The sequence below is a fragment of the Streptomyces sp. NPDC029956 genome, assembly GCF_055574655.1.
Map to the genome: position 1 here is coordinate 176,955 of NZ_JBVHZJ010000014.1, position 12,142 is coordinate 189,096.

Here is a 12,142-nt window from a genome sequence, read left to right on the forward strand (position 1 = left end):
CTGCAGCGCGGTGAATCCTCATGCCGGGTGTGTCGCCGTGTCCGAGACGGACTACCGACCTGGCGTCCGGGGTCGGTAGTTCGGATTCGCCTGGTAGTCACCGGAGAGCTCGCCGCGTGCGTCCACCTGCCAGGCCCCGATGACGGCCTCGGGGGGCACGGCCCCGTTCGGGTCGCCGACCATGTCCCGGTCGATCTCGTACACCCAACCTCCCGGGTGGGCCCTGGCCTCGTCGACCAACTGAGGCGGAGGTACCCGCCGCTCGGTGCGGTTCCTGCGGAACAGTCCCATGCCGTGCCCCTCCCTGTTTCCGGCGAATGCTACGTACCGCCCGATGTCTCCGACGAACCGGACCGGGGCGTTTCCTGCGGCTCGCGGCCGCGGTTCTCCTCGGCCAGGGCGAGCGCGGACCGCGCATGACGGCGATGGTCCCGGCGGACCCGGGGCGCGAGCGTCGATCACCTGCCGGTGAGCGGCGAGGCGGTACGGTCCTGAATCCTGGGTCGGGCGAGGCCGAGAGGGCGAGACCTGTGGGCCATCGGGGTTGATGAGGGACGGGAGGCGGCGCCGCCAGCCCGCGTGGCGTGACCTCTTCGAGCGCGCCGGGGTTGGATCGGAGGAACCGCTTCCGCGCAGCACTCCCGCCCACCACCCCCGGTCGACGCTGCTCCGGCCGTCCCGTGCCGCGTCGATCCTCACGACCCGGAGTCGTCCATGCCGCGTTTCACAGGCCGTGCGCTCACCCTCGCCCTGGCCCTGGCCGCTCTCCCCACCTGCTCCGCTGTCTCTGCCGCTTCTGCCGGGTCTGCCGCCGCACACGCTCCGGCCCCGCTGGACCGCCTCACCCTTACGGTGGCAGACAGCGGCGACCCGGCCGCGGACGGCACGTACGAGCTCACCTGCCACCCGGCGGGCGGTGGTCATCCCGCACCGCAGGCCGCCTGCGACAGGCTCGACGAACTGACCACCTGGGGCACCGACCCCTTCGCGCCGGTGCCCCCGGACTCCCTGTGCACGATGCAGTACGGAGGACGGGCCACGGCCCAGGTCACGGGGACCTGGGCAGGCCGACCGGTGGACGCCGGCTTCAAGCGAACCGACGGCTGCGAGATCGCCCGCTGGGACACCTTCGCGCCTGTCCTGCCCGCGACGACCGGCGCCTGACCGCCCGGCAGCTCACCCGCGTGCGCCGCCGAACGCGTCCCCCTCCAAGCGGACGCTCAGCTGGCTGCCCAGCTCCCGGAACCCGAGCGACCGTGCGACCCGCCGAGAGGCCGCCGGCCGGGCACGCCACTGGGGGAGCAGTCCCGCCGCCAACGCGTGCGCCACGGCGGCGGAGCTCGTACGGCGGGCGAGTCGGCGGCCCCGCCAGCGCGGATGCGTCAGCACACAGACGTGCGCGGTCCCGGCGGGCCAGGAGCGGTATCCCGCCGCGGCCACCACGGCCGTCCCTTCGCGCACGACGAACGCCGGAGTGGTGATGTCCTCCATGCCGCTCTCCGCCACGTCCTCCGGTTCGACCGACCGCAACAGCCCCTGAACGTCGGGATGGTCGGGGGCCAGGCGCTCGACAGTGCCGTGTGGACGAGCGGGACGGAAGTAGATGTCGGAGAGGTACGCCAGGCTTGCCGGACCGAGCATGTCGGACACCGGCAGCACGGCCCTGACCGTTTCAGGTCGCGTGAGCAAGTCCGGTGGAACAGAGGCGAGCGCGCTGCGCAGTACGCGGGCGGCGCTCTCCGTGGGCGCTGTGGCGATCGCCGCGCCGCCCAGGACCACGATTCCGGTCCAGGAGGGCGGGCACAGCGCGGAGGTCGGTGAAACGACCACGGCGGGTCCGGTACGGCCGGCGGGACCAGCGGGACGATGAAGACCAGCGGGACCGGCAGGACCGGTGGGTTCACCGCACGATGCGAAGGACACCGGCGCGTCGGCCAGCGTCTCCCACAGCGCACGGGCGCGGATCAGCAGCGGATCGTCGGTCATGTCATCGGACATGTCGGCAGCCATGCTGTGATTCTTTCACCGCCGGGGAGGAGAGCGGCTGGGGCAGGCGCTTGGCATCTGCCCATGCCACGGGGTCGACCGGGGCTGTACGACTGGGGGCGACACCGGCACCGGGAATTGTCGGCGGCGGTCGGACGACGGGAAGGGCCGCGCGACGGCACCGTGTTCGTGTGATCGAAGTCAACGAACTCACCAAGCGATACGGCGACACGACCGCCGTCGACAACCTGTCCTTCACCGTGCGGCCCGGCCAGGTCACCGGGTTCCTCGGCCCCAACGGCGCGGGCAAGAGCACGACGCTGCGGATGATCCTCGGCCTGCACGGGCCCAGCAGCGGCACGGTCACCGTGAACGGCCGCCCGTTCGGCGAACGGCCCCGCGGCCTGCGCCACGTCGGCGCGCTCCTCGACGCGCACGACGTGCACGGCGGACGGAGCGCACTGGCGCAACTGTCCGCGCTCGCACGCAGCAACCGCATCCCGCAGCGGCGGGTGTCGGAGGTGTTGCGGGAGGTGGGTCTCGCCGACGTCGCCCGGCGCCGTATCGGCGGATTCTCGCTCGGTATGAAGCAGCGGCTCGGCATCGCGTCCGCGCTGCTGGGCGACCCGCCGGTGCTGCTGTTCGACGAGCCGCTCAACGGCCTCGACCCCGAGGGCGTGAAATGGGTGCGCGAACTGTTCCGGCGGCTCGCCGCCGAAGGTCGCACCGTATTCGTGTCGAGCCACCTGATGTCCGAGATGGAGCACACGGCCGACCGGTTGGTCGTCATCGGGCGGGGCGAGCTGATCGCGGCCGAGAGCCTCGCGGAGTTCTCCGCACGAGGCGGCCGCGGGACCGTCCAGGTGCGTACGCGCGCGTCGGCCGTACTGCGGGACCGGCTGTCGGCCGAGGGCGCGGTGGTGGATCAGGAGGTGGGGGACGAGCTGACCGTCACGGGCCTGACCGCGGACCGGATCGGTGAGATCGCCCTGGAACACGCCGTCCCGCTGCGCGCGCTCAGCACCCGGTCCGCGTCCTTGGAGGACGTCTTCATGGAACTCACCGCCGACAGTGTCCAGTACCTCGCAGGAGAACCCCGATGAACGCGACGCCCGCACCCGCACCCGCGCCCACCTCCGTGCCGTCGCCGACATCGCCGCTGCCTCCGACTCCGACTCCGGCTCCCACGCCACTCATCCCCGCAGTCAGCGCGGTTGCCGAGCCCCGTCCCCGCTTCCTCGACCTCGTCGCCTCCGAGTGGATCAGACTCCGGTCGCTCCGCTCGACCTGGATCGCCTACGGCACCGCCGCCTCGGCCGTGATCGCCTTCAACGTGGGTACCGCGTACGACACGTACACGCACTGGACCGAGGAGAACGCCGGGGACCGGGCCGACTTCATCCGGGACGGCATCCCCCTGCAGATCGCCTTCACCGGGAACGCGGCCATGGTCATGGTGATCGCGCTCGGGGCCATCGGCGCTCTCGCGATGGTGGGGGAGTACAGCACGGGCACCGCCCGTACGACCTTCGCGGCCGTTCCCGCCCGCGGCTCGGTGATGGCGGCCAAGGCCGTCGTCGTCGCGGCCGTCGCGGCCGTCTTCGGCGCGCTCGTCGCGGGAGCCTCGTTCGTCCTCACCCAGGCGGTCCTCGACGGCCGGGGCCTGGGAGTGTCGTTCGGCGATCCTGGTGCCCAGCGCGTGGTGTACGCCTCGGCGCTGCTCGCGCCGGTGTGCGCGCTGGCGGGGCTGGCCATCGGAACAGTGGTCCGTCACACGGCGGCCACCATGATCACGACGGTCGCGATCGTCCTCGTCCTGCCCAACGTCCTCACCGAAGACCGCTATGGCACGGCGCTCGCGAGCCATGCCCTGCCCTTCCGCGCGTGGACCCGACTCGTGGACGTCGGAGCTCCCTCCCCGTCCGACTTCCCGTGGAGCAATGGCGGAGCCTGGACGGTCTACGTGGCCTGGACACTGGGCGCGACGGCGCTGGCGATCGCCGGAGTGCGGCGGCGCGACCTGTGAGGAGGCGTCGAACCGCCGACCACCGGGAGGAGCGCGAACCCGTCGCACACCCTCGGCCTGAGGACTGCCGATGACTCAAGGGCTGCCGATCAGTCGGCCGAGCCGCGCGGCGGCCCACGGCCTGTGACCGCCGGCCCGCATCCGACCGGACGCGATCGCCTTCCACACGGGCATGCGGCGGAAGGAGACCAGCAGGAACGCGACCGGCTCCGCCGTGATCCGGCAGTCGTACGCGCGTGGCGGGGCGTCACGGGTCACGGTCGCCGCCCCGTTCTCGATGACGACCGCAAGCCTGGGCCCGCCCTTGATCGCCAGATCGAACGCGATGCTCACGCCCCGCGCCCGTTCCGCGTCGAGGCCCAGCGGCATCATCGTCGGCATCGACTGGCCGAGCACCAGGCCCGCCTCCTCGGGGCCGATCGGCCAGGGGAGCCCGGCGCCGCGGGCGATGTCCAGGCCGTGTACGAGACTCTCGCTGAGCATCAGACCGGTCGCGGCCGCCAGGGTGAGCGGCAGCTCCTTCCCGAGCCAGGGGGCGTGGACGGGGGTGTCCGGTGCGAGCCCGTCGGTGACCCGCAGGAACATCTCGCTCCGCTCGGCGATGAAGTCGCCGATGCGGGTGCGCTCCTCGATGCCGAAGAGGCCGATGGACGTGGCGTTCACGGCCGCGATCCGCTCGCTGAACGAGCCGCCGCCCGGCAGGAGGAGGGCGTCCCACTCCATGGCCTCGTCGGTGAAGCCGGTGGAGTACGCGAAATGGACGCCCGCGAGGTGCGCGCCGACGTCTCCCACCGTCCACACGGGGACCCCGGACGCCGCCTCCATGTCCGGAACATCCCGCAGCAGACGAACCAGGCGTGGGACCACGGCCCTCAGCGCCGCACGAGTCCGCTCGTGCTCGGCGACGGCGTCGAAGCTCGTGACGGTGCCCATGGAACTCCCCCAAGTCGCTTACAGAACATGAAGGTTACCGCCGGGTAGCGATATGTGACAGGGCTTCGGCACCTCGATCCCGCCCTCGACTCCGGCCCCATGAGTCCGTTCTGTCACAGGCTGTCGAATGATCGCTCATGTCCTTGCTCAGCCGCCCGCGCGATCCGCAGACTCCCGCCGGAAGCACGACAGATCGGATCCCCACGACCAGGGAGCAGGCCACATCATGCATTCCGCCCGACAGCGACGAGCAGCGGCCGCGACCGGCGTACTGACCGCCGCGTTACTCGCATGGCTGCCGGCCGCATCCGGCTCCGCAGCCGCCCGGACAGGTCAGCCCGCACAGACAACCGGGCCCGCACCGGGCACACCGCACGAGCAGAGCACACAGCCCGCGCACCCCACACAGCCGCGTCATGGTGAGCCAGCCCTCGGCCGCATTCCGATCAACCCGGCCACGGCCGACCTGAGGCTCCCCTTCGACAGCGTGACCGACTCGGCCGCGGAACGACGCATGACCGACGTCGCCCAGAACCGTCTGACCACCCGATGCATGGCGCGCTACGGCATCACGTACGCACGCCAGGACCCGGCGCCGGTCACCGGCACCGAGGATCCCCACCGCTACCTCTTCGGGCTCGCCGATCCCGCGTTCGCGGCTACGACAGGACCGCCGGCACGCCCCGTCCGCCGCGCCCGGAGGAGCCGCCCCTGAACGACGACGGCCTGACCGCCCTGTTCGGTCACCGTCCGGGCGACCCGCCCCCGATGCAGGACCCGCTCTCGGAGGAGGAGGCGCAGGAGACGGTCACCGGTATCAAGGTCGACGGCTTGAGCGTCCCCGTGGACGGCTGCCTCGGCGAGGGCTGTCGCACGCTCCATCTGCCCACCCGGACGAGCGTCGACGCGCTCTTCCCGTTCATGGTCTCGGCCGAAGCCCACAACCGTGCCGAGATGGACTCCCGGATGCAGCGGGTCGTCGGGCTCTGGTCACGCTGCATGGCGCGCTCCGGCTACCCGGGCATCGGGAACCCGTACGAGGTGACCCAGAAGCTCGACCTCGGGGACGACCTCGGCGGGCCCGCCGCGATCGCGGCTGCCGTGCGCGACGTCGCGTGCAAGCGGAAGGTGAATCTGGTCGGCTTCGGGGCCGCGATCGAGACGGCCCACCAGAAGCGGGTCGCCTCCGAGGTCGCGGACGACCTCGCGGCGTACCGAAGTCAGCGCGCCACCCGCCTGGCACTCGCAGCCACCCTCCCCTGACACGGAACACCCCCAACCGGCGGGCCCGGCCTGGTTCAGCAGCCCGCGGCGGGGTGACCACCGTGTTCACCCCGCAGCGGACAGCCGCCGTCGGCTGTCCGCGCCCGCCGCTCACCGCAGACCGCCTCGGACACCTCGGTAGAGTCCGGGCCATGACAGGAATCCGTGACCGTCGGCCGAGGAGCGACCAGGACGACGGCATCGAGGACGTGGCACTGCTCCTCCTTGAACGGCTGGGTGAGCAGGGCGTGAACGCCATGATCAGAGTGGACGCCGAGAGGGCTGCCGACAACGCGCCGGCGTGGACCTTCGCAGCCGGCGCCGGCCCCTTGGAGCACGGCATCCGGGCTGACGGCAGGACCGTGCGGCAATGCATGTCCACCGCCCTCTCCCGGCTGCGCGAGGCGGGGATGTCGGTTCCCTTCTGATCCCCGTCCTCGTTCGTCTCTGGTCTCGATCACTCACGGAGCGACCGTGGCTGCCGGTGGCGTCCAGCGACGGGTGCGGGACGGCGCGTCGGGGACGCCGTACTCCTTCCTCAGGTGCTCGGGGACGGCGTAGTGCATGACGCGTCCCCGGGTGAGTGAGGACAGCTCGAAGATCGTCGTGAGGTGCCCGAGCCGGTCGAGGGCCCAGGCGCCGAGCGGTGAACGGTCCTCGACGGTCTCCAGTACCCCCAGCAGATGGGGCACGGCCTTGACGGCTGTGTCCCAGGGCGTGCTGGGGACCTCGAGCCAGTCGGCGCTCGTGTCGCCGATGAGGTACCGGACGAGAGCGGCCACGACCGGGTCGAGCAGCGTCCCGGGCACGACGTCCTCGTAGAGCTCGATGAGCTGCCGGGTCAGGTGGGCGCCCTCCGGGGACGGCCCCATGTACCGGATCATGTACTGATCGAGGAACCGGCGCGCCTCGTCGAGGGAGGTCGGGACGGCGTCCTGGTCGACGCCGAGCATCGCGCCGACCACGCGCCAGGCGTAGGAGTACGCCTCCGCTCCCTCCTGCGACATGTGGATGCCGAGACGGTGCAGGCTGTCGAGGACCAGCATCGAGAAGAACATCTGCCCGCCGATCATGTCCTCCTGACAGATCGGCACCCCCGACGCCCCGACATCCCAACGGTCCTCGCGCGTGAGGTGGTGGCGGATGGAGGCGTGGAGCAGACGGACCTTCTGCGCGGCGGGGATGAAACGGCTGCCGGCCTCGAAGGCGTCGGGCTGCATCAGGTAGACGGTGAACTGGCCGGTCGCGGCCATACGCGTCGAGGGGTAGTTCAGGCCGTGGGTCGTCGACAGCAGCTTCGCCACGTGCGGGACGAGGTAGCAGGCCGGCATGGAGGCGAAGGACAGGGCGGTGGCGATGTGCACGTTGTTGTCGATGAAGAACAGCCGGGCCCGCTCCATCTCGTCCCAGTCCACCCAGGCCGGCGGGGCGCTCGTGGCCTCCAGGTACTCCCTGGCGACATCGGGCAGCCCGTCCGGAACGGGCGCACCGGCGGTGGAGAAGAAGCGCATCAGGGTGTTGAAGGTGCCCATCTCGCCGCGCTCGAAGAGAGCGGCGACGGTGGCGTCGGCGAGCTCGTCGCCGCTCTGCCGGAGGGCGTTCATCGATGTCTCGGTGTGGAGCATGGGGAACTCCCTTGTCTCTGGGGGGGAGGGGGTGCGAAAGGCCGTGGGCCGCTACCGGTCAAGGCGGGTCCAAGCGGGCCGCTACCGGTCAAGGCAGGGCCAAGGGGGTCTCAGCCGGTCCGGGGGACGGCCGGCTTCTGAGCCGGGGCGATTCAGGAGAGCCGGACCGCAGCCGAATGCGCCAAGTCGGTCAGGGCACGGGCCGCGGGCGCGGGTACGTCCAGCTCATGGATCGCACCGAGCGCCTCCTCGACCCTGGCGGAGATCATGCTCTCGACCCGGTCGGGCGCCTTGAGCCGTCGCATCACCTCACGTACCGCCTCCAGACCGTCCTCGTCCAGGTCGTGCCGCCCCAGCAGGGCACGGAGCCGCTCCCGCTCGTCGGGACCGGCGACGCGCCATGTCTCAGCGAGGAGCGCGGTCGGCCGATGACCGCGCACGTCATCGGCGTTGGCCTTGCCGGTGTGCCGTGTGTCGCCGAACAGGCCGAGCAGATCGTCCCTGAGCTGGAACGCCTCGCCCAGCGGCAGCCCGTACGCGCTGTACCCACCGCGCAGCCGGTCGTCGGCCCCGGCGAGTACACCGCCGATCAACAGAGGTTGCTCCACGGTGTACTTGGCGGTCTTGTAGCGGATCACCTTCAGCGACGCGGTCGTGTCCGGGGTGACGCCGGTGTGGAGGATCTCCAGACACTCCCCGGCGATGAGGTCGCGGGCCAGCGCCGCCCACAGCGGACGGGCCCGGCCGAGGTAGGCGGCGGGCAGACCGCTGGTGGCGAACAGCTGCCCGGCCAGCGACATGAGCAGGTCCCCGACGAGCATCGCCAGGGACCGGGCCGCGTCCGCGGCCCGCGGGTGATGCCGTACGACACTGCCGAGGGCCACGTGGGCGGTGGCCCGCCCGCGTCGCAGCGGACTGTCGTCGATCAGGTCGTCGTGCACGACGGCGGCCGCGTGCACCAGCTCCATGGAGGCCGCCGCCCGCACCAACGCGTCGCTGTCGGGCTGCCGAGCCGCCCGCCAGCCCCAGTAACAGAACGCCGCCCGCAACCTCTTCCCGACGGCGACCGACGCCTCGAGCTGCCCGGCCACCGGACCGAGCGCCGGGTCGACCGCCGCCAGCAGGTCGGCCTCCTCGGCGACGAAACGGTGCAGGACCTCGTCGACACGTGCCTTGAACGCTGCCGACTCCCACCGCTCAGCCACTCTCGCCCGCCCGCCGGGCCAGGGCGTGCCGGGCGAGAACCTCCAGATGCGCCGGCGGCGCGGCCGCCCAGCGGTCCAGTACGAGGCGCCCCCGCGCGGTCAGATCCCGCTCGGCCTCCGAGACCAGCTCCGCCGCGTCCGAGCGCCGGGCCAGCCCCCGTACGAATCCGAGTGCGGACCCCAGCGTGCCCACGGCCACATCGGCCAGCCCGGCGACCAGGAGCACCGCCTGTTCACCGGGACCCCCACGGCGCCCAGCCTCCCTCGTCATGACATCTCCCCCTCCACAGCGCACCGATACGGCGACGCAGGTCACGCGCCGCGTATGCCAGCGTCGCGGGCGGCGGGCACGACCGAGGAGAAACTCACGAACGAGTGATCACTCCGATGGGGCGTACGGATCATGGAGGCGGATCACGGAGGCGGATCACGGAGACGGGGCGGAAGCCGGCCGCATCATGTGGATCATCCGCGCGATGACAGACTCGGGCAGCCCCGGGTTCTGGGCAGCCACGCACGCGGTGTCCCTGTCGCGCAGCAGCGGTACCAGGGCTCGCCCCGGCAGTCGTGGGTGCCTGGCCGCCGCGTGCCTGACCACCTCGTACGGGTCGTCGAGCAGCCGCACCGCCGACGCGGGCGTCAGCCGGGGGTCGGTCGCGGCCCGCAACCGGACCTCCCCGTTGGCGTCCCGGCTGAACCGCTCGACCAGCTCGACGGTCGACTCCGGGTCGTCCAGGGCGAGTTGCCGCATCCGCGGGTTCGGGTCCTCGGCATGACGGACCAGATCGCGGCGGGGGAAGTTCGGATGCCCGTGGGGACGGTCGGGCGTGCTGAGGCTGCCGTTCCACCACTGCCACACCCGCAGCAGCATCTCGGTCGGCGCGTCGTCGCACGACTCGGCGAGGAAGAGCTGTACGACACGGTCCTCGTCGTGCGCGAGCACCTCGACGACGTCCTGCGGGAGATGCCTGGCCCGCGCGACACTCCTGCGTACGAGGGGGTGCGTGGAGGCGCTCAGCCGCCGCATCGCGTCGGGATCGTCGTGCAGCGCCCGGACCCGGTCGAGCGCGGAGGAGCGCGTACTCGGATCGAAGTCGATGGCGATGCGCGCCCGCTGCGCCTCGGTCAGATCGGGACGCGTGGAGACCTGGAACCGGACGCTCTCGTCGGGGTCCCGGGCGAGGACGGCGACAAGGTCGCCGTCCAGCCGCAGGTTGCCCGCGAGGGCATGGCGTCGGCCGAGATCGCCGTGGCGGGCCACGTGCTCGGCGAACTCGCGGTCGAGGAGACAACTGGCCACCGCGTCGCTTGCCTCAAGCCCCTCGGAGTCGTGGACGGACCGGGACAGCGGATGCGCCTGGTGGTGCCGGAGGCGCGCCGCGACGCGGACCTTGCGGTCGGGGTCGTCCAGAAGCGCGAGTCGGGGCCGCGCTGTCCAGGTGCGGCCAGTTCACCCCGCTGCATGCCGAGGTACGTACGGCCGGGTCTGGATCGCCGGTCAGCGCCGCGAGCAGATGAACGGGCAGGCCGGACAGCCGGGCCGTCTCCTCACGCACCTTCGCGGACGGGTCCGCGGCGAGTCGCGCGTACGCGGTGTCGGTGAGCTCGACGCGCCGGTCCGCAGCGAGCAGGGCGAGGATCCACCGCTGACGGTCATCCTGCTCGTTCAGGACGAGCCGTGCCCACTGGTCGGCCGTGAGGTTCGGCTGGACCTCGGCCAGCGTTCCTCGAACCCGCCACTCCGGGTGGACCATCGCGGCCTCGACGATGGAAGTCGGCAGGGCGCGCCACAGGAGGTGGAACGTCAGACCGACGAGACCTGCCCGCAGGTCGTCCGAGGTGGAGGGATTGCGCACAAGGCCGTGCGCCCACTCCTCACGCACTCTCGGGGAAGACCCGGGCCCTCGGAACAACCGCTCCCACGCGGCTGCCCGTTCCTCAGCCGTCTCTTCGCCCGCGGCGCGTGCCAGCCCTTCCTGCCGCTCCTTGAGGCGGTCCAGCGCGACGAGCCAGACGTCGTACTCCTCGGTGGTCGCCCCGACCAGAGCGTCGCCGTCCGTGGAGAGGGTGACGCACTCGGGCCGGCCGGGCCGCGTGCCGAGGACTCCCGCGAGGTCCCACCGGTCGGTGAGCCGCACGCGTGTCCAGCGCCGGCCCATACCGCCCGACCAGTCGCCGGCGACGTCGATGAGGAAGCTGCCGTCCGCACCGAGGATCCCGTGTTCGACCGCCAGCCGGTGCCACCGTCTGTTGAGCTCGGCGACCAGCTCCGGTTCGTCCCGCCGTACGGCCTCCGTCGGTGCGGCCTGGCCGGAGACGACCGGCCGCCACGCGGCGCGACACGACATGACCTCCTCGACCCCGGCTGTCTCCACGACGTCGAGACCCGCCTGCCGCAGCCGCTCCCACAGCTTCACTCGCCCACCCGTCATGGTCACCCATCCTGCCCGAGCCGATACGCAGCCCCCCGGGCGGCTCCCGGCACGCCGATAGGGTTCCCGGCATGTTCGAGTACCACGGCTGGATCACGGTCCACGACAGTCCCGCGGACGACGACCCGGCGCGCCTGGCCGGGATCGTCGAGGGCCTGCGGCGCCGTATCGAGGCGATCGACAGTCCCTACCTGCTCGACCTTCGTCGGATGAACGGCGAGGCCTTCGTCCACATCGGCGGCTTCTCCAACCATTCCTCGCCCGAGATCACCGACTTCTTCCGCCACGTCGGCTCGGTCGCCCCGGGGTCGTACGGGCTGCTGCACATCCGCGACGACGAGGACCCGCGGCACGAGAACGAGGTACGCGTGCTGAGGCTGGTGCGTGGTGGCGTCACGGAGCACACCGAGGTGCTCCTGTCCCCGTGCGTCCCGACCGTCGAGGACGAGGTCGACTGAGCGCCCACCCTGAGCGGAACGGAAGGCGGGCACCGACCCGTGAAGGGTTCGGTGCCCGCCTCCGTCACGCCGGGTGCCTCCGTCCCGGCGCCCGGCGCCGTCGCGTCCTGCGCCCACCCCACCCGGCTCGCCAAGCAAAGCGGGTGTTCCGCCCCCTTCCACACCCTCCCCGCACACTCGGGCCCACAGAAGGGCTCCCCGGGGGGGGTGTACA

Annotated in this window: 15 protein-coding genes; 7 read left to right on the top strand and 8 right to left on the bottom strand. The window is 71.8% G+C overall.

The genetic code is table 11. The features are described from left to right. Positions 1-51 precede the first annotated feature (51 nt). Entirely contained in the window at positions 52-291 is a 240-nt protein-coding gene (locus tag ACZ4XX_RS14435; RefSeq protein WP_468508258.1) for a hypothetical protein, read from the bottom strand. Between the two features lie 423 nt (positions 292-714). Between ACZ4XX_RS14435 and ACZ4XX_RS14440 the strand changes: the two genes are divergently transcribed. Then, on the top strand, positions 715-1,164 hold the full coding sequence (locus ACZ4XX_RS14440) for an SSI family serine proteinase inhibitor (RefSeq protein WP_468508259.1): 450 nt from the start codon (positions 715-717) through the stop codon (positions 1,162-1,164). Between the two features lie 12 nt (positions 1,165-1,176). Here the strand turns inward: ACZ4XX_RS14440 and ACZ4XX_RS14445 are convergent, their stop codons facing one another. Further along, on the bottom strand, positions 1,177-2,010 hold the full coding sequence (locus tag ACZ4XX_RS14445; RefSeq protein WP_468508260.1) for a GNAT family N-acetyltransferase: 834 nt from the start codon (positions 2,008-2,010) through the stop codon (positions 1,177-1,179). A 167-nt stretch (positions 2,011-2,177) separates the two neighbouring features. Here ACZ4XX_RS14445 and ACZ4XX_RS14450 point away from each other — a divergent pair, with 167 nt between their 5' ends. Continuing rightward, positions 2,178-3,089, top strand: coding sequence for an ABC transporter ATP-binding protein (locus ACZ4XX_RS14450; RefSeq protein WP_468508261.1), 912 nt, complete (start codon positions 2,178-2,180; stop codon positions 3,087-3,089). Next, positions 3,086-4,012: an ABC transporter permease gene (locus ACZ4XX_RS14455; RefSeq protein ID WP_468508262.1), complete on the top strand. Its 927-nt coding sequence runs from the start codon at positions 3,086-3,088 to the stop codon at positions 4,010-4,012. Before ACZ4XX_RS14450 ends, ACZ4XX_RS14455 begins: the two co-directional genes overlap by 4 nt. A 75-nt stretch (positions 4,013-4,087) precedes the next feature. Here ACZ4XX_RS14455 and ACZ4XX_RS14460 read toward each other — a convergent pair whose 3' ends face one another. Beyond that, positions 4,088-4,945 (bottom strand): maleylpyruvate isomerase N-terminal domain-containing protein, encoded by an 858-nt coding sequence (locus ACZ4XX_RS14460; protein WP_468508263.1) that lies wholly within the window; start codon positions 4,943-4,945, stop codon positions 4,088-4,090. A 514-nt stretch (positions 4,946-5,459) separates the two neighbouring features. On the opposite strand from ACZ4XX_RS14460, the gene ACZ4XX_RS14465 reads away from it, so the two are divergent. The 3 genes from ACZ4XX_RS14465 (at position 5,460) to ACZ4XX_RS14475 (ending at position 6,636) form a co-directional block, all read left to right on the top strand. Beyond that, positions 5,460-5,660 carry a hypothetical protein gene (locus tag ACZ4XX_RS14465; protein ID WP_468508264.1) on the top strand — a complete coding sequence of 67 codons (201 nt, stop codon included), beginning with the start codon at positions 5,460-5,462 and terminating at the stop codon, positions 5,658-5,660. A 53-nt stretch (positions 5,661-5,713) separates the two neighbouring features. Beyond that, on the top strand, positions 5,714-6,208 hold the full coding sequence (locus ACZ4XX_RS14470) for a hypothetical protein (protein WP_468508265.1): 495 nt from the start codon (positions 5,714-5,716) through the stop codon (positions 6,206-6,208). 152 nt (positions 6,209-6,360) lie between these two features. Next, positions 6,361-6,636: a hypothetical protein gene (locus ACZ4XX_RS14475; RefSeq protein WP_468508266.1), complete on the top strand. Its 276-nt coding sequence runs from the start codon at positions 6,361-6,363 to the stop codon at positions 6,634-6,636. Positions 6,637-6,669: 33 nt separating this feature from the next. Here ACZ4XX_RS14475 and ACZ4XX_RS14480 read toward each other — a convergent pair whose 3' ends face one another. The 5 genes from ACZ4XX_RS14480 to ACZ4XX_RS14500 form a co-directional block, all read right to left on the bottom strand. After that, positions 6,670-7,833, bottom strand: coding sequence for an oxygenase MpaB family protein (locus ACZ4XX_RS14480; protein WP_468508267.1), 1,164 nt, complete (start codon positions 7,831-7,833; stop codon positions 6,670-6,672). 152 nt (positions 7,834-7,985) lie between these two features. After that, entirely contained in the window at positions 7,986-9,038 is a 1,053-nt protein-coding gene (locus ACZ4XX_RS14485; protein WP_468508268.1) for a polyprenyl synthetase family protein, read from the bottom strand. Beyond that, positions 9,031-9,309 (bottom strand): polyprenyl synthetase, encoded by a 279-nt coding sequence (locus ACZ4XX_RS14490; protein ID WP_468508269.1) that lies wholly within the window; start codon positions 9,307-9,309, stop codon positions 9,031-9,033. The genes ACZ4XX_RS14485 and ACZ4XX_RS14490 overlap by 8 nt, the downstream gene beginning before the upstream one ends. 156 nt (positions 9,310-9,465) lie before the next feature. Beyond that, on the bottom strand, positions 9,466-10,338 hold the full coding sequence (locus ACZ4XX_RS14495; RefSeq protein ID WP_468508270.1) for a hypothetical protein: 873 nt from the start codon (positions 10,336-10,338) through the stop codon (positions 9,466-9,468). A 13-nt stretch (positions 10,339-10,351) separates the two neighbouring features. Then, the gene (locus tag ACZ4XX_RS14500) at positions 10,352-11,470 is read right to left on the bottom strand and encodes a hypothetical protein (RefSeq protein WP_468508271.1); all 1,119 of its coding nucleotides are present in this window, start codon (positions 11,468-11,470) and stop codon (positions 10,352-10,354) included. 71 nt (positions 11,471-11,541) lie between these two features. Here ACZ4XX_RS14500 and ACZ4XX_RS14505 point away from each other — a divergent pair, with 71 nt between their 5' ends. Continuing rightward, positions 11,542-11,928 carry an Imm7 family immunity protein gene (locus ACZ4XX_RS14505; RefSeq protein ID WP_468508272.1) on the top strand — a complete coding sequence of 129 codons (387 nt, stop codon included), beginning with the start codon at positions 11,542-11,544 and terminating at the stop codon, positions 11,926-11,928. The last annotated feature ends 214 nt before the right edge of the window (positions 11,929-12,142 follow it).